The following is a 23,790-nucleotide window of genomic DNA, read 5'->3' on the forward strand; positions in this document are numbered from 1 at the left end:
ATCATTATATAGGATATGGGAATACAAGCGGTTTTTAAACCTCCTTATTTGTTCTTTTGATGCGACGTTTCAATCCACGTATTAATTCACGCAACACATCTGTTTGATTTCTACCTGTTTGTTCACAATACTCTCTCAGTAAATCTTTCTCTGGCTGGGTCAATCTAAAAGTTATGTAAATTTCAGGTTTAGGCATATTTCAGATACCATTAACTGAGGTATCTTGATTTTAGTAGATTTGGTAATTACAGGAAAGAGCAATAAGTTATATTATTGCCAATGGATGAAATAGCCTCAGTACAAGTATTACCCATCTAAAATTCAAAATTGGTATCAATTACTTCCAAAAAATCAGATTAAGGAGACTATCCACCGGAAAAACTATAGGTGCAGTTCGGGTTTAAGGACTTCCAAATAAAAAAATTTACAAAAATTTCTTGTGGTGCGGACATCTTGCCCGCAAATTATCAAGGACGGGCAGGACTTGTACAGAGCTTGTCGATAGCCATAGTAAGCTGTTACGCACCTAGATTAGATAATTTATTTTCTGGTTTTCCCTTAGTATTACTCTAGCTGCATAAATTTACGTAAATAAGCTGCAATTATTGTCTAAAATTTAGTACATATACTAGAAAAATAACAAGACATTGTTTTAAATTCGGCAAAATTCCCGAATTATCATTTGTAGTGAAGGTATAATTTTTCCAATAAAATCACTTGATGTAAAGTTTTATATTATACATATAATTGTGAATTACAAAAAGTAAACACATCGGTTATTTCGTAAAACCTTAATATAAAATCTAACCTGTAATTGAATTTACAGCAACAATAAATACCACCAAGTCATTTACCATGAAGAATTGGCAGAAACGCTTTTTTGTAGGCTTACTTTGTTGTGCTTTCTTAATTTTTGGATGGGAGCAGAGAGTATTAGCTGAAGAAATTACAGACTATAGTACACAAGTACTAAAAGCACAATTAGCTCAAGCAGAAGTACCTATTAACGTTTACGAGTATCTATTGCAATATCAACCGGAAACTTACAATGTTTTGACCAAAACATTAGCAGATAGTATTGAAGATGCAAAACAGCCATTAGCAGATGAGGTAGTTAGCAATCTTTGGCCATTGTCTCCAAGTAATCCTAGAATTAAATGGAGAGAGAATAATGGTAAAATTGAGTATCTAATGTCTACTTGGAAATATGTGAGTAACCCAAGTGTAGATTGGCCAATAGGTGCAAAAAAACAACTTGCTTATCAAACTTGGTTTACAGCATCACCACAAGTTAAAGAATTTTGTCAGCAATATAAAGCCATAGATGCCAATATTCCTGATAATGTTGAACTTTCACTGCGGTTACAACAGTATTTAGGGTTGATTTTAAATAAGTATTCTACTAAAACCCATTTTGTGGAAATGTGGGTAAAAGGAGAAGATTTAATCAGACCCTGTATTGATCCAGAAATTGACGATGCTAGTTGCAATCTTTTACCTTTACCAGTGCCAGATAGCAGTCCTATAATCAAGGCAATATACACCAATTCTTACACCAATGCAAAAAAGGAATATTATCCTTGGTCAGGTTTGGGTTATACCTATGATTGGGGAAATCTACAAAAACCCCATGTAGGTCCGAGCGAGTTTATTATTAATCCAACCACAGAAAAACCTGTGGAAGTGGAAGTTGTTTCTGTAACACCAACTCAGGAATATTGTCAACAACAATATATTGCATCTGAACAGTCGCTGAACTAAGTTTAAGAGGATATTTGAAAACTTTTTGGTGTGGTATCCAATACCTGTAGATCACCCTAAATCCCCCTTCAAAAGGGGGACTTTGATAGATTCATTCCCCCTCTTATCAAGGCTAGGAGGGATCTGAGAGTTTTTGATACACCATGAGGGACTTTCTGTTTATTTGCAAAATTTATGCAGTCTGACGCACCCTACAACAGATTTTTAGTATGACACTTGCGTAAGTCCTATTTCAGATAAAAAAGAAAGTTACTTTTTTACCAATTTAGGGAACTCTATCAATAACGTCCCATTTTTGTTTTTGAGGATTATTTGAGGATTACTGATGGAAAAATCAATTATTCAGTTAGTAGACGAGTTATCAACTGATAATATTACCGTCAAAGTTTTAAAGGCTGTCGATTATGTAGCACCAAGTCAATGGAACAATTTGGTGGGTTTTGACAATAGCATCCGTGCCATTACCGGAGAAACTGATGCTAAGGTAATCCAGAAAATCCGGGAGCGTGCTGTTATTTTATATCACGATCCTCAACAAGGCTACCAGAGCGCAATTAAGCTTTATCAAACAATTGATAAAGCAGACACAGCTATGGCAGCGGCAGCTTTAGCGAACAAGGTTGGTGAGAAAATTGGTGTTCTTTCTTTTTTGAGCAATATTACACCAAAAGCAGACCTCACCCAAACAATTGATTTGGTATTGAAACTTGCTGTTGAAATCATCGTTTTTTGCAAACTAAATGGCATTCCGCAACCTAACCCCCAAGAGTTTGCCAAGTCTCTAGCCAACAACTATCAAGATGCCTCCCTGATGAGGATGATAGCTTTAGTTTGTCTAGATGGGATTCTACCATTAGGCCCTGATTTCCTTAACAAAATTCATCAACTCATTAGTGGCACTGATGCTAGTCAAATAGCTCAAAACCCAGTTTTTTCAGCTATTAATAGCTCTTTACCAGGTAATAATCCCACTGATAAGCTTGGTTTTATTACTCAAGGTTTTAATTCTGTACAAGACTGGATATCTAATTTAGTATCCAAAACAGGTATAACTCCGCAATCAATTTTTAGTAGTCTGGGTAATTTTATTCAAATTGCTGATGATAATCTAGACTTTGTAGCAGCATTCATCGATCAAACTACCAATTATTATGAGCATACAGGGATTCAAACTGTGGCTTTTAGTTTGATCAAGCAATCCTATATTTTAGTTAAACAGGAAATTCAGCAAGAGGAAAAATCATCAGTCCGAGAAATATCATCTACTGTCAAGGTTGATAATAATCAGTATGCGGTAGGAACAAAAGTAGAAGTATGGGATGAAGAAGAAGAAGATTGGTATTCTGCAACTATTGAGAAAGTCAAAGATAATGAATACTTTATTCATTACGATGGTTACGGGTCATCCTCTGATGAATGGGTTGAACCAGATTATCTGCGTATCCGCGACAAAGCTGCATCCGATGATAATGGATATGCTGTGGGTTTAAAGGTCAAAGTTTGGGATGAGGATAATGAAGAATGGTATTCTGCAACTATCAATAAAATTCAAGGTCAACAATACTTTGTACATTACATTGACTATGACTCATCCTATGATGAATGGGTTGATCTAGACGATATTTGCTAACTACTGAGCAAGTATTATTGGCATAAGGAGGCTTTTGTCATTGTTGACTTTTTTAGTTGACTATCCGTTAAGTATGGATATTGCGTAAAGATTCTAATTCATTCATATCAGTTACAACTTTACGTAATGTTTCACTGAAATGAACAACTTCATAATTAGGTGCAAGTTCTTTTTGCAGTTGCTTCCACAAACTAATACCTTCTGCTTCAAAAGCCTCTTTAACTTCTAAACTGGGAAAACCTGATGAATTAGGATCTTCCCAGTTCAATTTTGCATCATAAATGTCAGCCCATTTTTCCAAACGTGTAATAGTTCCTTGACTCAGTGGTAATGTTTCTGGGTCAATATCTCCAGCTTTATCAGAATTTACCCACCATAATGGATAACATTCATAATCAGCCATGAGTTTGATTTTTTCGATTTTCAGAATTATACTCTACCTTCAATAATAGCTAAACCCCATTCTAATTTATTTAAGTATTTGGCATTAATACTAACAACTTCTTGATCAAGAGGTGATTTAGGAGCATTCGGTTTTCCATAATCTTGAAAATTTGTACTGATAAAGCAAACATTTTTCTGGAAATTTTTATTTCTCAATTGCTTACCGATATCTAAAAAAGCCGCAAATATCTGACAGTCTTTAGCTGAATCTTTACCTCTTTGAGCAGGAGCATCACATTTATTAATTCTCTTCATTGCTTCTACATAATGAGAATCATCTATTGCTATTTTCTCACATTTATCTAGGAGACTTTTGGAGAGATTTCCCAGATGTTCAGGGAGATTTAGAGTTTTTATTATTTGTCCAAAATCATGGTTAAAATCAAAGATAATATTTGCAGCATTAACCATTTTTCTCTTTTTAGTTCTGCCTTTTTTATTTCTTCTGTAAGTTCTATTTTGACAGTTTCTATATTTTCTTTCCATTCTGTATAGACTATTTGATTTGTCACTAACCACACACTAGGATTATTTAGTTGTGATTTATTAATCAGTTCTAAAGATGCGGATATTTCGTTAGTAGATATATTATCTCGAAATGGAGAACGGATAATATCTAAAATTATGCAAGTGTCTAAAAATAAAACTGGTGCAGGTGCAGAGATAATAATTTCACTTAGCTCTTTTGAACTAATAAACATTCATCATTGTCCTTTTGTATAGTTCAGCAAAGCATCTGCAAATTCGTATTCTGTGACTAATTTATCTACTGCTTCTTTTGACCATCCTTTTTCAATTAAGGACATACTTAATAAATTAGAATCTAATTTTACGCCTTTGGAATTTACAGATAATATGAAATCAAACCATTTTTTTCTATCTACAGGATGTGAGGTAACGGTAAATTTATTTGCATAAACAGCAAATTGATTTAATAATGCTGCTGCATCATTACCGATCAGATTTTCAATAAATTCTTGATCGTTTGTTAGTTCTGTGGTTACAGGAGTATTTTCAATGGCAGGTTGTACAATTTTCTCAAAGAAATCTACTAAGATTTGATTGTATTCATCAACAGATAATTGACCTTTTTCTGCTGGTACAATATTAGATACAAACCAAGTATTATGATCTTTCTGGAAAAGTATTAAACCCGCCGCTTCTAAACCATCTCCTGTGGTATGTTCAAAACAGTAGGCTTTTTCTTCTAAGAGAACTGCGTTTTTCTCGCGTTCGTAAGCTCTTGACCAATTGTTTGTACAATTATCGGTTAAATGTTTAATTAATTGGTCAATATCATAGCTATTGAGGTATATATATAAGTCTCGAAATTTTTTCATAGTGATTGTAATATCTAACAATTACTAAAAATAGAATAGCATATTTTTTATTCAATACTGTAGCCAAAAAAAGAGTATAAAAAGAGGGCTGATGTAGTAGAGTTATAGTCTTCCACAACGACAACTCGAAAGCCACATACAGCCCATGTTTGACATACTAGCACTGTTGCAATGCCTACTGCCAGAAATAAAAGTCACGACGATGCGGCAGTTGAGCCAGATCATCACGGCCATGTTAGCCATGAGCGGGCGAGTCACAATGTTGGGAATATCGCGTTGGACGCTTAGTGGTGGTAGTTATCGGACGGTAATCAGATTTTTTCGTACAGTCATACCGTGGACAACGGTGTTCTGGGTGTTTTTTCGGCGGCATTTGTTCTGCCCAAATGATGTTTATTTGTTGGCAGGAGACGAAGTAGTAATAAGCAAAGCCGGGAAAAAAACCTACGGATTAGATAGGTTTTTTTCCAGTTTAATAAGCAAACCAATATCGGGGTTATCTTTCTTTACCTTATCATTAGTAAGTGTTCAACAAAGACACTCATTTCCGATTCAAATAGAACAAGTAATCAAGAGTGATGTAGAAAAAAATACTGTATCGTCAATCCCAGAAATAAAATCTCAAGAAAAACGTGGACGAGGACGACCTAAAGGAAGTAAAAACAAAAATAAAACGGAAGTCTTTTTGACATCTGAGTTACTACGAATTCAGAAGATGATTAATGAGTTATTCAAGTTAATAGCTAATTTTATTCCTCTCACTTACTTAGTCGTAGATGGTCACTTTGGGAACAATAATGCTTTGCAGATGGCTAGGCAGGTAAAGTTACACATAATTTCCAAGTTACGCCACGATTCGGCATTATATATACCTTACCAACATCCTGACCCCAATCATCGTTCTCGTCGTAAATACGGAGATAAGCTGGACTGGCACAATATATCTGATAAATATTTGTGTCAAATTAGTATTGAAGAAGATATCCAAACAAATACTTATCAATCTACCTTATTGCACAAAGAATTTGCCCAGCCTTTGAATGTAGTGATTTTAGTAAAAACCAATCTGAAAACTAATGCTTGCAGTCACGTAATTCTGTTTTCTAGTGACTTAACTTTATCATATGACAAAATAATTGACTATTATAAACTGCGCTTCCAAATCGAATTTAATTTTCGTGATGCTAAACAATTTTGGGGATTGGAAGATTTTATGAACAGGGGTCAAACTGCGGTGACTAATGCTGTCAACCTTTCATTTTTTATGGTCAATTTATCTCATTATCTTCTAGCTCAGTTCCGTCAAGATAATCCTGGTTCTGGCATTGTTGATCTTCAGGCTTACTGTCGTGGTTTTCGATATGTTCGGGAAATGTTAAAAATGCTTCCGCAACAGCCTGAGCCTATTTTATTATCCCAGATTTTTGCCAAGCTTACCTCTCTTGGTCGTATTCACAATGCTTCTACAGCCGTTGAACCCTCGTAATTTGGCTACAGTATTGTTATTCAGTTAGCTTTCTAACCCGTATGGGAATTAATTCCCAGTCTAATAGCCGAAGTCCGTTAAAACGGACTCAATGATTATTGTGTTTAAAAGTTAACATTCTGAATTTTCTGGAACAATGGTATAAAATCTTTAGAAAGCAGTTGTGGCATATCATCAGCTACAGTCTTTAGAATTTCTTCTTTAAGTTTAGGTTCTTGGTGAAACCGCTTGAGGGCTGGAAAAATATTTTTTAGATTAGTTTCCAATTCATGCCCTTGAATATGAAGAAACCATTCTGGCAAGTTAATTAATTGTCCACTAATATAGTAGCATTGCTGATTATTTTCTTCTTTTTGAGGTGGTAATTGTTCTCTCACCTTATCTACTATAAAATCAGCTACTTTTTGAAGCCGAATATTATCCAATGTAGCAATGTGAATATATGTCTCATTCTCATTTAAACCTATCTCTGAGCGTTCGATTAACTTATCTTTCAATAAGAAAGCAGCAAAGAGAAGTGGATCAAAAATATAATTTTCAATGCTGTAACGATTTCCTTCACCGAGAACTTTCACACGCTCGCTTTCAATATTTTTCAAATCCCAATCCCAATCAATAATTCCATAAACAGTTTTATTACCACCTTTATCATATAGCTGAGTTACAACTTCTTCAACTTGGTCACAGTTTCCCTTACCGCCTACTCCAGATGAAATAAAGTTGAGTGAAATTCCTGGTGTTAAATAGTTCTTTAGTTTCTTATAAATCTTTTCATAAAATTCAACATCATATTGGCTTTCAACAAATACCTGACGACGATTTTCGTAATCTATGCTTAAAGTGGGAACACCAGCCGTTAAAATAGCAAGCGCGTTATCTTTTGTCGTTTTTTGTAAACGATTTTCTCCAGTTTTATTCATGATATATATTGAATCCTCTGGAGCTAAAGCTACTGTTGAGGGTGAGTGTGTTGTGAATATTACTTTAATTTTATGATGATTTATGAGTACATTTTGTATTGTATTTAAAAGAGATTGAGTCATAGAAGGATGTAATGGAGCATCAATTTCATCAAAAAGCAGAATTTTTGGATAATCTACAAGCTGACGACGGTCTTCCGCATAGTATAAACATAGTGCAAATGACATTAAAATCTTTTCTCCAGAGGAGAGATCCGCAAATTTGACAATGTTTCCTCTTAATTTGTCTGTAAGAATTGGTTCATAAAGACGATCTTCATATTCATGTGGTTTATTGATACGAAAATCTAAATTTGCTGCTTCAAAAACATTATTTAAAAAATCCCAAGGTGGTTCTCCATGTTGTATTCTAAACTCTTGCTCTGATAAAAATGTAACATTCTTATTCCCTTTTGAATGTCCAAGCTCCTTAAGCTCATTCAAAAGCCAATTTCTTTGATACTCTGCGAAAAGTCTACCAAAAGATTGCTGAAACATATCTACAGACATCCAATGTGTCGTAGGAAAGTTATCATAAAAATCTTCTTGTTCAAAAGCTATCAGAGGAATCTTAGTTTTTTCTTCCAAACGATTGAGTAACGTTGGGCGATAACTACGGTCATTTTGTATGAACTTATTTTTAGCGCGTTGACTTACATTTTTAATTGTCTGTAAAATTTGCTGTACTTGATCTGAATTTAGCCCTAGTTCTATAAGTTCTTCTGTACTCATACTTACAAGAGTATGAATATTTATATTTAAGAGTTCAGGTTTATTAAAAGTCTGTAATGTATTATAAATTGGAGGACGATATTCATTAATGGACTGTGAAAGTTGAGACCACAAATCATATCTCTCTTGATTTAGTTGAAAAGGAGCCATAGCACCACTATCATTAGGTACAAGATTCATCCAATTGAAGAGCCGAATTGGTTTTGTCTGTTCATCTATTGTGATATTGTCAACCAAAATACAACCTTTTTCGATTGCTTCCAATAAGTGAGTTTTTCCAGCACCATTAACTCCAGTCAAAACTATAAAATCAGGTATCTCAAGATTTGGAATAGCCCTAATTGATTTATGAGGTTTAACAAAGGAAAGTTTCATATTAGGTGGATTTAGATATTGTCAAATACAATAGATAGCATTATATACTAAAAGAGTATTTTTTATGAAAAACTCTAGCTTTACGCCAAAATCAATAACTTCAGAATATAAAATAAGAGCAAGTAGTAAAGAGTAAATCTTACCCCTCACCACTCACTCTTATTAACTAACCTCGAAATCTACGCCCCTACAGATTCCTTAGCGGCATACAATACCTCAGCCGAGATATCTTTAAACCCACGTTCACGGGCAAACTTTTCGGTATTTCGCTTCACCTTCCCGCGCACAAAACCAGGAATCTTATTCAATTCTGCTTGTCCATCTTTTGTCCAATTCAAACCAGATTCTGCGGAAATTCCTTTGGTAATTACTTCCTTTGTATCGTGTCCACCAAAGATTTCTAACAGGTGATCTTCCATTCCCAAAGTGAAGGAATTGTAGATTAAATCAGTGATTTGATTTGTACCTTCATAACCCATAAATGGTTTGTAACCAATGGGGAAATTCTGCACGTGAATTGGTGCTGCAATCACACCGCAAGGAATATCCAAACGTTTACCAACGTGACGTTCCATCTGTGTACCAAATATAGCAGAAGGTTCAACGCGAGCGATCGCATCCCCAATCTCACCATGATCGTCTGTAATCAATACCTCGTCGCAATATTCGCTCACCTGTTCTCTAAACCAGTCAGCATCATACTTGCAATAAGTACCAGCCCAAACCACATGAATCCCCATTTCCCGCGCCAAAATCTTAGTTAAAGCCGCCGCATGGGTATTATCACCAAAAACCACCGCTTTCTTCCCAGTCAAGTTCTGACAGTCAATAGAACGGGAGAACCAAGCTGCTTGGGATACATGGAGAGTTTGTTCATTGATGAAGTCTTCATAGTCAACTTCAGCACCTTGGACATTAATAACCTGCTGAATTTTGCGGATACATCTTGCAGTTTCCACCACACCCATCGGCGTAATATCTACGTAAGGAGTCCCGAATTCTTCTTCTAAATATTTAGCTGTTGTTAACCCAAGTTCGCGGTAAGGAACTAGATTAAACCAAGCTTTTGGCATATTCTTTAACTCGTGAACCGAAGCACCTTCAGGAATGACAGTATTTACCTCAATTCCCAAATCAGCCATTAGCCGTTTCAGTTCCGTACAGTCGTGGTTATTGTGGAAACCAAGAGTAGAAATACCAAAGATGTTAACTGAAGGTTTAGCAGTTTTCTGTGTTGGTAATTCCCCACGCTTGCGGGCTTTCTCAATGTAATATTGAACGATTTGTTGTAGAGTCCGGTCTGCGGCTTGTAATTCGTTGTAGCGGTAATGGTTCACGTCCGCCAGCATTACGTCCCCTTTTGCTTCCAACTGCGCCCTTTCCACAAAGTTGTGTAAGTCTTCTTGCAGAATGCTGGAGGTGCAGGTGGGGGTTAAGACGATTAAATCAGGGTGTTCTTCAGCATCTTTGCGGGTGATGTTATCCACCACCTTTTCTTGAGAACCACGCGCTAAAACGTTTCTGTCAACCACACTAGTTGTCACTGGGGTGAAGTCTCTTTCCCGCGATAGCATGGAACGCATGACATTAAAGTAGTCATCACCGAGAGGTGCGTGCATAATTGCATGAACGTTTTTGAAAGAACTAGCAATCCGCAATGTGCCAATGTGGGCGGGGCCTGAATACATCCAGTAAGCCAATTTCATCCGGTTTTCTCCCTTTACAACTCAAATAACTATAAGTGCTTGATTATTAAATCGCTTCTGATTTTCTCAAACCTAACCGTTATGAACAAATAAGGTTTGTTGCGAGGTTATTTGACGTGGGAAGTGGTAAAACCTAGTTCCTGACTGGGTTATAGCTACTGACTTAAACAATATTCATGTTGTTTAAGTCAATAAATCTTAATGATTAGCAAAATCTTTCGATCAATTTTGGGCAATTGACATTACTGATATTTGTTAATATAAACCGCAAAAAAGCCAAATGATATAATCAGTCTTTATCAGTAATTTGCTAAAATATACACAACAGGAATTAATTACCTATTATAAAAATTATGGTAAAAATACCCTTTCTGGCTTCAACAATTCCTCCTTTGACAAACGGCGACAAACTGACTCGTTATGAATTTGAGCGTCGATATAATGCCATCCCTAAACCTAAAAAAGCCGAATTAATCGAAGGAATAGTTTATATTATGCCTGCTGCTCTGCGCTTTAGAAGTCATGGACAACCTCACGCTCGAATCTTAACATGGCTTGGTAATTATGAAGTTTTAACTCCCGGTGTGGCATTAGGAGTTGAACCCACGGTGCGTTTAGACTTAGATAACGAACCTCAACCTGATGCAGTTTTGATTATTACACCAGAAGCAGGAGGTCAAACCAGACTCAGTGAGGATGATTATATTGAAGGTGCGCCGGAGTTAGTTGTGGAGATTGCTGCTAGTAGTGCAGCTATTGACCTACATGGTAAAAAACAAGCCTATCGCCGTAATGGTGTCAAAGAATATATTGTTTGGCAAGTTTTAGACCAAAAATTGACTTGGTTTTCTCTGGAAAAAGGTGAATATTTAGAACTAGCACCTAATCAAGATGGAATTTTACAAAGTCGGGTATTTCCAGGTTTATGGTTAGCAGTAAATGAATTATTAATAGGTAATATGCAAGGTGTGTTGAATGTTTTACAAGCTGGTTTACAGTCTGTTGAACACACGGATTTTACACAGAAATTAGGTACTGATTAACTCTATTGTGCAGTGATTTACAATTCAATTTGTTAGTCCTAATACCGCAAGAGTAAGTTTTATTGTAGATAAGTTAGTTTCAGAAAATAGTGAAGCGGAAGTGCAGCCTGCCGATGACATTGCTAAAATATTAAGAATGATTTTCCCGGTTTTCGTAGGGGCCCAGAAATCTCTCTCCATTGAAATGAATCATGTGGTCTGGTTGGTCTGCTACCCAAACTTCTGTTTCCCAAGAAATTTCAGCCAAATATCGAGTCATTTCCTTACGGCTGGGAAAAGCAGTCATAAAAACTAGTCCCTTACTACTTGACTGAAACAGCTGCCTTAATTCATTGTGTCGTTTTAAGTTAACTGGGCCATGACTAGTTACAGCCTCTATCAATACCAGCCAATCTTGCTGTTCATAATAAACTACAACATCGGGCATTTTACCGTGAGGATCTAAATGTACCCCCATTTCTCTAAACTTCTGAGTTTCATTAATGATAAACTTATCCCCAGCATCACCCACATAGAGAACCATACCTCCAGGTGTAAATCTAGGACAAAAACTCTCCAAAATATCTTTTATTAACTTGTTTTGTCCACCTGCTGAAAGCTGAATTGCTTGACCATTGGGCAAGCTAACGGGAATCATGGCTATATTTCGATTTCTATCCTGCAATAAGTTTTTTACTGAAATAGCATAATTACGGCGAGCCTCTTCCCACTGCTCAGAATTATATGATTGTATAAGTGACAGTGCTTGTTGCTGAAGTTGATAACACCATTTAGGGCTATTAATTGGTCGGTCGGGCTGATCTGGATTCTCAACGACTAAGCCCATCTGCACAAACTGGTGCATCGTTTGCCGTCTTACTGTTTCACGGGTATTTGGTGCATATTGCTTCCCATAATAATCACGAAACCAATCCATCATTTCAGTAATTCCACGTCTTGGTGCGATCGCTTGATTCCAAGAAGTGTCTGGTCGAATATCTGTCAAAGCAAGTAAGCACAGTGCTGACCTTTCGTTTTGTTGTTCTTTTGGGGCAGAAATATCTTTAAGAATAGCTAGTGCTTCCTGAATACGTTTACTCGCTTCAATCGTGTTGATTGCTTCACTCATAATTGACAAGGTTTTGTGTACAAGTGTATCAAGTTGCTCCTGGTTATAGACACAATCACCAATTTGGCTTCCCAGTTGTATTAGATCATCTTTGCAAGGGTATTTAATTTTCCGCAAATCCGTTGCATTGACTTGTGTATGCCCACTGAATTGCCGGAAGTAGTGATCAAATAAAGTTGAATTTAGAAATGTTGCTAAACCTCTTGCCAGGTCGGGATTCATTCCCTTTCCTTTAGCGTGGTAGTAGTTTAAATGATTTTCGATACCAAATCCTAATGTATCCATAGGAGAACATACAGCAGCAACAACACGACGTTTTTCTTCTTTAGCAGAAAACCGCTTTATTAAAACATACCAACCAGATTTAACTAACCATTTTTGCGTTTCCTGGTTTTTTTCAATAGCAATTGACTTGCGAGGATTATTTGGTGGAAAAACAACTTTTCCTGCTTTCATAGATTCTGGATACAGCAATGGAACACTTTTCTCATCCAAGCAATTTCTCAAAGCTGACTTGAGGCGAAAATCTACAACTGGGCCTGTTGAAACATCTAAACCAAGTTCCTCTAAAGTAGATGAAAATTTATCCATTTGCACTCTCAAAGCATCTTCGAGAGAGTTTGTAACGATATGGATAAACATTTCATTATCATTTGTTTCAATAACTCGTCTATAAGGAACAAGTCTCATTTCTGAAACATCATCTAATTCTTGTCCTGAATTAATACTTATTTCTATTAATTTAGGGTTAGTTGCTGTTTTTGCAGCATGAAAAATAATATTTTCTTGTAAGACCGCATCTTCTGAAAAAGCTAGTGAGCGACTTTCAAAAATATGAATTTTTTGAAAAGCCATTTCTTGTAAAAAAGCTTGACGAAAAGGACGAAAATAAGCACCATTACAAAAACTTCTGGGAGTAATTGCAACTATCTCTCCATCTTTTACAAGCTGTAGCATAGCCAGCCAAACAAATGCACTGTATAGATTGACAGTTTCAATTCCCAAGTTAATCAGATTCTTTTTATCAAATGATTGACTGTTGATCTTCTTGTAGGGTGGATTGATAATTGCATGAGTATAGCTGTTAAATGAAGTAGTGAAAAGTGGTAAATCAATATTATTATAGCTTTCAATAAAATTTTTATTTTGTAAAGAATAGTTAGCTGTAATTCCTTTTTTATCCAAAGCAACACAACAATCTGTAAGACATTTATCTAAAGAAGATAAGAAGGTTGTTTCTATTTCATAAGCTGTAATCAAACAACTATCAACCTGAGCCGAATTTCTCAATAATCGCTCTACAAAAGCAGCGCTTAAAGACCCAACTCCGGCTCCAGGATCTAGAAGACTAATATGACCAGATAAATTACTAAATTGTTCAGCCATAAATCGCGCAACAGTTGCAGGAGTCAAAAACTGACCCAATTCACTTCTTTGTTTCAGGTTCAGTTTTGGTGATAAATGTATTCTAGTTATATCTGTAGAGTCTGTAAGGAAAGTTGTCATGCTATCAATTGATTAACTATCTTATGATTTTATGATTTAGCTCTGCCAAAATATTGTTTAATAAGGCTATGCTTGATCAGCGTAGCACAATAGGCGAAGCCTCATATATAGCAATCCTAAATGATTTATGAATACTTCTATTCCCTATTCCCTATTCCCTGTTCCCTTCCCTCACCGATAAGTTCTCAACTCAAATAGGATTGCTATATTTCATTACCTGTCAGAGACAGGTAACGAGAAATAAGAAATACCTACTCACCCAAATTAATCGCGGGATTCCTACTAAAAAACCCCCTGGGCATCAGCTTAAACCCAACTTGGTGTCGTGGCATCACAGGCCAATCTTCTGGACGGGGAACATGAGTCATTCCCATTGTGTACCAAACAACAATATCTTCATTTTGCAAAGATTCATTATCAGCAATATATTTTGGTAAACCTTCGCCTGGTTTTGCTTGATTGGGATAATCTCCACCTGCATACATTTCACTAGCTTTATATTTTGTTACCCAAAGATGATGAGTTGCAAAACCAGCTTTTTCGCGGATTTTTGCACCTTCTACCGCATACAAAATCGTGTTTCCTCCTGGCATCAACATATATGCAGGGGGAACACCTAAATTATTCTGTTTATCTGCACTAGCAATCATCCATTCTCGACTGTGTTTGATATCTAAATCACGGACAGCAGCTTTTTCTGTTTTTAATGGTGTGTCTTCTACAGTAATGGCATTTCCCAAGGAATTTTTATCACTTATGGGCAAAGCTTCAACATTCATTTCCATTACCGAATTAGCCTGACCATCTACATCTAAATCTAGACGATAGTTGAAGAAATGCTGGTGATTTACTCCAAATATATTCTGAGCTAATAATCTACCTAAAGAACTATTTTGAGTTTGGATTTTGGCTGCTGTTCCCTGTGCTAAAACAATGCCTGTTAACTCATTTTGTACTTCTAAAGTACCGTCCTGGTGAAAGATCCAATTAATGCTGTAATCATAATTATCAACAGCCGTCGTCATCTTCATTACTAATTCACGACTGCGACGAACATCATTTTTTTGGCTGTTGTATTCAAAATGTTTCCAGAGTACACCGTTGTCTCTTTCATAGATACCAATGACTCCAGGCATTGTATAAGCATCTCCTTCACCATTAGCAAATACGGCATTCAGTAAAACCCCATTTTCGGGAACTTCTTTACCTATTTCCATCTTATTTGCTAATAAACCGAGGTTATATTCTCCGACATCAAAGGCGTTACGAAATGACCAATTAGGGTTAGAATCACCATAAGGAACTGCCATTTCTGATAATCCAGCACGATATAAAATTGGCCTGTATTTTTCGCCATCTTTGTAATTAACAAGATATAAAACTAAGCCTTCACGAGGATGCATTAAATAACGAAATTTCCAACCTTGCCAACTAATTTCGTTACCTTTAATTTTGAAGGTTTGACCATGAGATTGAATAATTTTTAAGGGTTTTGGTGGTGAAAGTAATTTACTGAAAGATTTTAGATCATAGTCCCAGTTTTCTTGAGAAATAGGAACTACACCGTTATCGACAAAACTGTCAATTTCACCTTTGTTTAAATTAACTGTAACCAAAACTCCTTCAATGGGACGGGCATAAAAATTGGATAGTTTACCCTTATAATAAGATAATGCCCGACAAAGACGATTACCTGATTTTTCTTCTTCTGGGGTTAGTATTCCTGCTGTCCAGCAACTGATTTGTACTTGATCAAAATCTGTAATTCCTCGCTTTTGCATGGCTTTTTGCCATTGAGGATCAGATTTAATGACTTCTTTTGCTATTTCATAATCTGTGGGTAAAATTGCAGGTTGCACACCTGGTTTTTCTTCCCAGGACGTTAATGTTTTGGTGGTGAGATTAACTGTTCCTGTGAAAGTTTTGTTGAGTTCACGCTCATAAACTAATAAAAAAACCTGGCGTGTAAATGACTTATCTGGTGTAAAATTTAAGACTTCTTTTTTATCCGGTTCTTGCAAAGCAATCATGGGAAAAAATGCTGTATCACTCAAAGTTTTTTCCTGTTTGAGTATATCTACAGCTTGATTAATTTCTATCTCGGTTAATGGGTTTAAAGGATGGGAAATTACAGATTCCTGAGCAGATAAAATGCCCATAAATCCCAGTATGGCAGTAGTGAAAACAATAATGGCAACAACTAGCCCAAAAAACCTTAGTTTCTGAATCATTAGTTTACTTGTTTAGGACTTAGTTATTTATTTCCCAAGTGCTAATAGTAAAACCGATAGATTCAGAAACTAATTTGCAAATAATTGGCTGGATTATGCAATAACCAAACGCCGTAAAGATTCAGCACGACGTTTTGCAGTGGCGTTATTAGGAGCCAATTTTAGTACTGCTTCATACATTTCCAGTGCTTGAGAATTTAATTTTTTCTTCTCGTAAGCGTGTCCAAGATTATTCAGGGCTGATATATAATCTGGGTTCAATTTGATTGCTTCTTTGTACTGACGAATTGCTAAGTCATATTGCTCTTGGGCAAAATAAACATAACCCAAACCGTTGTAAACTGGGGCTATATTCTCTTCTCCCTCTTCTTCAGCAGCTTTAAGAGCTTTTTGAAATAGGGGTATTGATTGAGTAAAGACTTTTTTTTCGGAATAAATACTGGCTAATTCGTAATATTCTTGAGCCGTACCTTTTTCTTTAGTTAACTTGCTTTTCAACTTGGAAAGAGAACCTTCTAGTTTGCGAGTTTTGAAAATTTCTCGAAAAACACTCACACCTGCAAATGCGAGCAGCCCAACAAAAACTGAGAGATAAACGACGGCTAGATTGTTATCCATTGCCTACAAATACAAATATAAAAAGTGCTTTCTCTATCTATTATTCAACTTTCTGGGAAAATGGGGAAATAAAAAAATAATTCGTAATTGGGGAATAGGGAATAGGGAATAGATAGAAAGTTATTCTCTTCTGACTCCTGACTGGTCACTGAGCTTGTCGAAGGGTCGAAGTGTTGACTCCTGAATTCTGCTACAGTCCCCAAAATTGTGCGCGTTCTTTGAGCCAACCTGTAGCTGTGTAACGTGCGATCGCTTCATTTACCTTTCGCCTTAATTCATCGTACTGCAAACCCTTGGGCATCACCACCGATAAAGGTTGGGCTGATAGCTTGGTGGGTAATAGCCGATATTGGGGATATTCTTGCACCCAACCACTGAGAACGCTGGTATCAGCCGCAAAGGCATCAGCAGTGTTATTTTCGATTTTATCTCGTGCTTCTACGTAGGAATTTACGCCTACTAACTCAGCATCGGGTATAAAATACCTTATCCTGGCGATGGTACTAGAATTGTTGAGGACTGCGATTTTACGTTTAGATAAATCTGGTAATTTTTGAATAGATGTATCTTTTGTAATTATTGCCGCACCATCAAGATAGTAAGGAACACTAAAACTAACTATACGGGAGCGTGATTCAGTTGCTGTAACTCTGGCAATGGTGAGGTCTACTTGATTGTTTAAAATTACAGATAAGCGATCGCTATTAGCAACCGATTTAAATCTCACCGCATCCGGTTTACCTAGCAATTCCTCTGCCAAACGCTTGGCTAAATCAATTTCTAACCCTTGTAAATTGCCGTTATCATCCTTAAATCCCAAAGGACGCAAGTTATATTTAACAGCAATATTTACATAGCCTCGTTGCTGAATTTCCGGCAACGTAGCAGCTGATGCAGTCAACGATTTTCCCCCAAAACAAAGGCAGAAAACCAAAACTAGGGTAGCGGATAATACCAGATGTAACTGATTAATTTTTGACCACCTGTTACATCCGTTATTCATCCGTTGCCACCTTTATCCTTTAACTGCGTTTGCCATTTCTGCAACTTTAGCAAAGCTTGCAGGGTCAAGAACTGCCAATTGTGCCAACATTTTGCGGTTGAGTTCAATGTTAGCTTTTTTGAGATTACCAATTAACTGGCTGTAGCTTAAACCATGTTGTCTGGAAGCTGCGTTAATACGTGTAATCCATAAACGGCGGAAATCACGCTTCTTCTTTTTGCGATCGCGGTAAGAACTGCGAAGCGCCTTCATCACCTGTTGGTTAGCGGTTCTAAACAGAGTTGAGTGAGAACCACGGAAACCTTTAGCTATTTTGAGAATTTTATTGCGGCGTTTACGAGCTACATTACCGCGTTTTACCCGAGTCATATCTTAACTACCTGTGATGTTTTACAAATAAGGGAGCATCAAACGTACATTGTCTGCATCACGTTCATTAACAAGTGCAGACTGGCGCAAACCACGCTTTTTGTTGGAAGACTTATGTTCCAGAAGGTGGCTTTTGAAAGCTTTGCGACGGACAATTTTACCGGTACCAGTGGCACGAAATCGCTTCGCCGCTGCTTTACGAGTTTTGAGTTTAGGCATGGGTTTGGCTATGATTCGACACAATCTATTATTATATATCAAAAAACCCAAATTAATTTTTTGTGGAGGTTGCGACTTTAGGATCTAAGACGATGCTTGCACCGGTTTTATCTACATGGTAAGTCCATGATTGATTTTTCACCTTCACAGTTACTATCCAGCCTTCTATGGGGTCATACTGTTGAGTACAGACCTCACCAAAACCGAATACGCAAGCATTACTAAAGGTTTGTTGGGTTGCTTGAGTGATTTTTATAGCATTTTGCGGTAATCCAGAGCGTTTAGAAGCATCAATCACAATTTTATCAGCTATATCCTTCGGCAGTTGGGAAGCAGCAGATACATTCACTTTGGGATCGAGCAGGATTTGTGAACCAGGTTGATTAACATGATAAGTCCATGATTGATCCTTTACCTGCACAACTACCTTCCATCCGCGAATAGGTCTGTATTCCTTAGTGCAGATTTCCCCAAATCGAAAAATACAGGGATTTCCAAAAGTTGTAACTGTGACTTGAGTAATTTTTAAATCAGGAATTTTTACCCCAGAACGTTTAGCCGCATCTCGTAGCACTGCTCTAGAAATATCTCTAGGTAGATTGTTTCGATTTTGAGCTAATTGTGTCTGTTCTGGACTAGGAATAGCCACAGAAGTTTGATTGTTAGAAATATCAAGTCCACAAGCAAGCAACCCGCTTAAAGCCAGGGTTAAAACAATTGATTGAGGTAATTTACCGATATTTTTCAAATGAAATGACATAATCTGTTTTCCGCCTCAATTTAACAAGATATATAAACTTATTTACTATTTTTAGCTTAATTTTGTTCCCCGAATTGTTCTTGAAACCAGGGAATACAGAATTCACTCCTATATCTAAATAAAAACTCAAGTGCTTTTTCAGATTCGAGATAATTTTACCAAACCTTACTTAGAGAACTCCATAGAATGATTGATCCTGTTTTAATATCATTCCCCTAAAGCTTGTCAACTGCGAAAGTAGAGGTAATTCATGAATTACCCCTACTTTATTGGATCATGTTTTTTATGGAGTTCTCTTAACTACGTTTTTGGGAAACTGGCGCTTTAAGGCTGCAAAAACCGGACAGGGGGCTGAAGCTTGCAAATTATGCGGTTTGTTCCAAGTGAAGGGTGCTTGTTGAGCCGCAGACATCCATAACAGCCGCTTGGCTCTGGTCATGGCAACATAGAGTAAACGGTATTCTTCAGCCATTTTCAGATATTTGGCATCTTCCCAAGCTTGGCTGATATTGGGGATGGTTTTGGTGTGGAGTACGGCACGAATTTGGGCGCGAGCGACTTCTGATAAGGTAAAATCACCTAAAAATTGGCTTTGAGGTGGAACCCAAAATTTACCGGGAATGAGATTTTCATGCAGAAAGGGCAAAAACACATAATCCCAATCTAGCCCTTTGGCTTTGTGCATGGTGATGATTGTGAGTTGACCTGGTTGGGTATATTGTTCATCCAGATTTTCTGTGTCTACTGGTTCAAACCGTTCGGAACTGACGATTTCACTTAAAGCGGAAAGAATAGCTTCCATTGATGTGTTACCGAAGAGTTGCTGGTTGACTCTTTCTGCAAGTTTGTCAGCGGTTGCTAATTCTGCTTGGTCATAATTTAAGGTTATGGCGAAGAAGGAAATAATCTGATACAGAGGTAGTTCTAGACGAGCGCGGAGTAGACTACGACACAAATGGGCAGTTTTTTGGACTATATCTGTTTGCGGTGCGGCTAGGGGGCCAGGATATAAAAATTCTTCGGGAATACTGGCGAGGGCGTTGAGGTCTTGGGTAGGAATTAATTGACGTTGGACTAGGACATCGAGGGCGGCTTTTAGTTTTCCGGGGGAGTGGGGGCGATCGCAAAATTGCAATAATGATAAAATTTCTTGGGGTACATGAGAACGTCTTTCTCTCTCTCCCACGTCATAAAGTTTGATTTTATGTTCTTTGCAGATCGGTTCTAAAGCCTCCCCTAACCATCTTCCTTGGCGATTTTCTCGCACTAATACCGCTGCACAGGATTGGGGATCTTGGGTGAATAATTCAACTACTCTCTGGCTAAGTAACTCAACTGTTTGATGAATATCCACAGGGGTATAAAGTTCAAGTCCCCTCCCCACTGGTGCGGGATTAGCATTTGTCTGAGGATCATTGATATCCACAGGGTGAATTGTCTGTACCAGAAATGGAGCTTCGCCTTTATTGGTTGTTGACCACTGATTATTCACCCACTCCAATGCAAAGTTAGCTGCTGCAATAATAATTCTTGTACTCCGACCTGCTTGATCCATTGTTGCCAATCTTTGATCAAGATGACATTTTTTACAAAAATCCCGGAAATAAATCGGGTCAGCAGGAGTAAAAGTTGAATTAATCGCCTGATTAGGATCACCTACTCGCACTAGGTTGAGTTGAGGAGTCCTCAGTAAAGAAATTTCAGAATCAGGACTATCTCCCTCACTAGCCAATATTTCTAATAACTGCGTCTGAAGTGGGCTAGAATCCTGGGCTTCGTCTTCAAAAACGGCGAAAACTTGATTTTGCTCTATACGACGGGCGCTGTCGTTTTCTAGAACTCGTAAAGCAGCTAAAATCATATCGTCGTAGTCGATGAAGTCTGGCGACATATCTGATGGGTTGCGCCTACGCATTAAGTTTTCATATTGCTCATACAATCCTGCCGCAACTTGCAAAATTGCATACTTATCGGTAGTTTTTTGACTCCATTTTTTTAATTGTTCTGGTGTTATTCCTGAGCTTTTGGCTTCATGAATGACGGTGTAAGCTAAATCTGGTAATACTTCTGTTCGCAATACTGACTGACGACGCAGTTTTTCTGTTTCTTCACCATCAAATTGTTTACCTGCGAGTAAATGAGAATATTGTTCGGTATTATGAATAATCCATTGTTCTACGGCTAGACGAATAAAACGATGGCTTTGATTAGGGGTAATTAATGTGACATTTTCTAGCTGCAAACCGGATAAGTGAGGATGGCGACTGGCAATGTTTAAGGCTAAACCATGCAGGGTATAGACTGCAAAGCCTGTTTGCGGTAAAGATAATTTATCTCGTAAGCATTCGCGGATTTTTGCTTTAATGTTGGCAGCGGCGGAACGGGTAAAGGTGACGACTACCAATTGACGACGGTAATTGTTTCCTGTGGAAAGGGAATGTTGATATTGACGTGCGATCGCGATCGCAGCTGCATCTGCCATCCCTCTCGATTTACCAGCACCAGGAACCGCTGACACAGCTAATGATCCAGATTCCCAGTCGGCCATTTGCTTTTGTCCAGGTCGCAAACTATCACGAATGGCTACAATGTTGTCGTTTAATTTAGCAAAGGAAGATTGCTGATTTTCTTCTAATTCAAGGTTTTCTTGATGTTCTAAATCAGTAATTTTATCTGTAGACATATAAATATTTAGGTTTTTATTTTGGCGTTGCTGAGTAAGTGTATGATTTTATCTCACGCAGAGACGCAGAGGCTCAGAGAGTGAGTGTTTGAGAGATTAAGTATTTCAATTAACATAAATTAATAATGACAAATCGCAAACGTTTGATACAAGATTTGGGTTTAACTGGAACGATACCTGCATTGGGTATTGCGATCGCTATTGGTGCTATTTTGCGCTTTTGGCATCTAGATTTAAAACCCCTCTGGCTCGATGAAATAATTACGGCTATTTTTAGCTTGGGGAAAAATTACCGTGATTTACCTTTAGATGTTCTCTTTCCCCTCAACCAAATTCAGGCAATTTTTGCTTTTCAACCAGGTGTTAGCTGTCCTCAAATTGCTGAAAATCTTGCTAATTATTCTACTCACCCACCGCTGTTTTTTTGCTGGATGTACTATTGGTTAGGGTTTTTGCATCCTTTGGATATAGAGTGGATGGCTAAATTGCGATCGCTACCAGCTTTATTTGGTGTGGCTACAATCCTCGCAATTTATGGGGTCAATCGCATGGCTTTTTCTCCCACATCTGGAATTATGGCAGCATTTTTTATGGCTTTATCCCCCTTTGCTGTTTACCTATCTCAAGAAGCAAGGCACTACACTCTACCTATGCTCATAATTACTTTAGCATTGTTCTTGCTCATGCAAATTCAGCAAGATCTCTTTCACAAACCAAGATTAAAATTTTGGGTTTGGCTTTTATGGGCAATTATTAATAGTATCGGTCTTTATGTTCACTATTTTTTTAGTATAGCATTTATTGCCGAAGTTGCTACACTATTATTGCTAATTTATCGGGGTAAACGTAATATTTTAAAACTTCGTCAAGCCTGTTTATATCTAATTATCTCTACCTGTTTTATTATTATTAGCTTCATACCCTGGGTACTAGTTATAGTCAGCCATTTACGCAGATCAGAAACTAATTGGTTGCCATCTGCTCATCATGTTGAACCTATCTATCAAACTTTGATCACCTGGGTGTTGATGATCATTACTCTCCCAGTAGAAAATCAGCCTTTATTAATGGCAATTTTATGTAGTTTTCTCATGGTTATATTTATGATTTGGGCTGGGTGGCAAGTCTTACCAAATTTAAAGTTACTATGGTTAAAAAGTACAACCCATTTGCCTACGTTCACACTTTTAAGTTTTACTTTTTTTGTATTATTACAATTCTTCTTTATTGCTTATGTATTAGGTAAAGATATTACCGTTGTTCCTCGTTATCATTTTGTCTATTATCCTAGCTTTTGCGCTTTATTAGCAGCCAGTTTAGAAAAGGTCAAAATTTCCAAATTTGTCTTTTTATTGGTTGGTTTAATCAGTTGTATTTTTGTGCTTTCTAATTTAGGGTTTCAAAAACCCTTCCAACCGGATAAAGTTGCCCAATATATGAATTTTGAACCTGCTGTACCATTAATGTTGGTGGTGGGATATGACAATTATCAAGATGTCGCTGGAGGACTAAGTTTCGCTGTGGCATTAGAACAACTCAGAAGTAATGAAATTACCAGCCAATTCCAGAAAGATAGTTTGATTTTTTTAGATAAATCTCCTGATTTTTCTACCTTCAGTAACAAGCTTTCTCAAATTTCTATGGCAGATATATCTCAGTTTAATTTATGGTTCGTAGGTTCAAGTATGAGAAAACGGGATTATCCACCAAAGTTGACACTTACCTCTGGGAAAACTACTTGTAATATAGAACCTACCCAACACTATCGCACTGGTCACTTTCCCTATCAGCTTTATCGTTGCAGCAATTCATAATTG

The 23,790-nt window shown here is 37.1% G+C and carries 20 protein-coding genes; 5 read left to right on the plus strand and 15 right to left on the minus strand.

The window, feature by feature from the left end:
* Positions 1–34: 34 nt before the first annotated feature.
* Positions 35–196 carry a ribbon-helix-helix protein, CopG family gene (locus AC012T_RS01850; protein WP_015217037.1) on the minus strand — a complete coding sequence of 54 codons (162 nt, stop codon included), beginning with the start codon at positions 194–196 and terminating at the stop codon, positions 35–37.
* 659 nt (positions 197–855) lie between these two features.
* Here AC012T_RS01850 and AC012T_RS01855 point away from each other — a divergent pair.
* On the plus strand, positions 856–1,761 hold the full coding sequence (locus AC012T_RS01855) for a hypothetical protein (RefSeq protein WP_487062625.1): 906 nt from the start codon (positions 856–858) through the stop codon (positions 1,759–1,761).
* Between the two features lie 325 nt (positions 1,762–2,086).
* Positions 2,087–3,391 carry a Tudor-knot domain-containing protein gene (locus AC012T_RS01860; protein ID WP_487062626.1) on the plus strand — a complete coding sequence of 435 codons (1,305 nt, stop codon included), beginning with the start codon at positions 2,087–2,089 and terminating at the stop codon, positions 3,389–3,391.
* Between the two features lie 67 nt (positions 3,392–3,458).
* Here AC012T_RS01860 and AC012T_RS01865 read toward each other — a convergent pair whose 3' ends face one another.
* Genes AC012T_RS01865 through AC012T_RS01880 form a run of 4 tightly spaced genes read right to left on the minus strand, consistent with a single transcriptional unit; the run spans position 3,459 to position 5,175 of the window.
* The gene (locus tag AC012T_RS01865) at positions 3,459–3,794 is read right to left on the minus strand and encodes a hypothetical protein (protein ID WP_487062627.1); all 336 of its coding nucleotides are present in this window, start codon (positions 3,792–3,794) and stop codon (positions 3,459–3,461) included.
* A gap of 26 nt (positions 3,795–3,820) precedes the next feature.
* The gene (locus AC012T_RS01870) at positions 3,821–4,246 is read right to left on the minus strand and encodes a hypothetical protein (RefSeq protein ID WP_487062628.1); all 426 of its coding nucleotides are present in this window, start codon (positions 4,244–4,246) and stop codon (positions 3,821–3,823) included.
* Positions 4,192–4,536, minus strand: a complete 345-nt coding sequence (locus AC012T_RS01875) for a hypothetical protein (protein WP_487062629.1) — start codon at positions 4,534–4,536, stop codon at positions 4,192–4,194. Before AC012T_RS01875 ends, AC012T_RS01870 begins: the two co-directional genes overlap by 55 nt.
* A 3-nt stretch (positions 4,537–4,539) precedes the next feature.
* Positions 4,540–5,175, minus strand: coding sequence for a hypothetical protein (locus AC012T_RS01880; RefSeq protein ID WP_487062630.1), 636 nt, complete (start codon positions 5,173–5,175; stop codon positions 4,540–4,542).
* Positions 5,176–5,320: 145 nt separating this feature from the next.
* On the opposite strand from AC012T_RS01880, the gene AC012T_RS01885 reads away from it, so the two are divergent.
* Entirely contained in the window at positions 5,321–6,661 is a 1,341-nt protein-coding gene (locus tag AC012T_RS01885; RefSeq protein WP_487062631.1) for a transposase, read from the plus strand.
* Positions 6,662–6,765: 104 nt separating this feature from the next.
* Here AC012T_RS01885 and AC012T_RS01890 read toward each other — a convergent pair whose 3' ends face one another.
* The gene (locus AC012T_RS01890) at positions 6,766–8,727 is read right to left on the minus strand and encodes an ATP-dependent nuclease (RefSeq protein WP_487062632.1); all 1,962 of its coding nucleotides are present in this window, start codon (positions 8,725–8,727) and stop codon (positions 6,766–6,768) included.
* A gap of 179 nt (positions 8,728–8,906) precedes the next feature.
* On the minus strand, positions 8,907–10,433 hold the full coding sequence (bchB, locus tag AC012T_RS01895; protein ID WP_487062633.1) for a ferredoxin:protochlorophyllide reductase (ATP-dependent) subunit B: 1,527 nt from the start codon (positions 10,431–10,433) through the stop codon (positions 8,907–8,909).
* Positions 10,434–10,786: 353 nt separating this feature from the next.
* Here bchB and AC012T_RS01900 point away from each other — a divergent pair, with 353 nt between their 5' ends.
* On the plus strand, positions 10,787–11,476 hold the full coding sequence (locus AC012T_RS01900) for a Uma2 family endonuclease (protein WP_487062634.1): 690 nt from the start codon (positions 10,787–10,789) through the stop codon (positions 11,474–11,476).
* 130 nt (positions 11,477–11,606) lie between these two features.
* Here the strand turns inward: AC012T_RS01900 and AC012T_RS01905 are convergent, their stop codons facing one another.
* From AC012T_RS01905 to AC012T_RS01940, 8 genes are all read right to left on the minus strand, one after another.
* Positions 11,607–14,090, minus strand: coding sequence for a BsuBI/PstI family type II restriction endonuclease (locus AC012T_RS01905; protein ID WP_487062635.1), 2,484 nt, complete (start codon positions 14,088–14,090; stop codon positions 11,607–11,609).
* Between the two features lie 251 nt (positions 14,091–14,341).
* Positions 14,342–16,321 carry a primary-amine oxidase gene (locus AC012T_RS01910; RefSeq protein ID WP_487062636.1) on the minus strand — a complete coding sequence of 660 codons (1,980 nt, stop codon included), beginning with the start codon at positions 16,319–16,321 and terminating at the stop codon, positions 14,342–14,344.
* Positions 16,322–16,414: 93 nt separating this feature from the next.
* The gene (locus AC012T_RS01915) at positions 16,415–16,939 is read right to left on the minus strand and encodes a tetratricopeptide repeat protein (RefSeq protein ID WP_487062637.1); all 525 of its coding nucleotides are present in this window, start codon (positions 16,937–16,939) and stop codon (positions 16,415–16,417) included.
* A gap of 190 nt (positions 16,940–17,129) precedes the next feature.
* Complete coding sequence (locus AC012T_RS01920) at positions 17,130–17,942, minus strand: transporter substrate-binding domain-containing protein (RefSeq protein ID WP_487062638.1); 813 nt, start codon at positions 17,940–17,942, stop codon at positions 17,130–17,132.
* 12 nt (positions 17,943–17,954) lie between these two features.
* Complete coding sequence (gene rplT / locus AC012T_RS01925; RefSeq protein WP_015217013.1) at positions 17,955–18,311, minus strand: 50S ribosomal protein L20; 357 nt, start codon at positions 18,309–18,311, stop codon at positions 17,955–17,957.
* Between the two features lie 21 nt (positions 18,312–18,332).
* Entirely contained in the window at positions 18,333–18,530 is a 198-nt protein-coding gene (gene rpmI / locus AC012T_RS01930) for a 50S ribosomal protein L35 (RefSeq protein ID WP_487062639.1), read from the minus strand.
* A 52-nt stretch (positions 18,531–18,582) separates the two neighbouring features.
* Positions 18,583–19,290, minus strand: a complete 708-nt coding sequence (locus tag AC012T_RS01935; RefSeq protein ID WP_487062640.1) for a hypothetical protein — start codon at positions 19,288–19,290, stop codon at positions 18,583–18,585.
* Between the two features lie 283 nt (positions 19,291–19,573).
* On the minus strand, positions 19,574–21,973 hold the full coding sequence (locus AC012T_RS01940; protein ID WP_487062641.1) for an ATP-dependent helicase: 2,400 nt from the start codon (positions 21,971–21,973) through the stop codon (positions 19,574–19,576).
* Positions 21,974–22,098: 125 nt separating this feature from the next.
* Between AC012T_RS01940 and AC012T_RS01945 the strand changes: the two genes are divergently transcribed.
* Entirely contained in the window at positions 22,099–23,787 is a 1,689-nt protein-coding gene (locus AC012T_RS01945) for a glycosyltransferase family 39 protein (RefSeq protein WP_487062642.1), read from the plus strand.
* Positions 23,788–23,790 lie beyond the last annotated feature (3 nt).

Source organism: Anabaena sp. EIM26, from assembly GCF_057568715.1.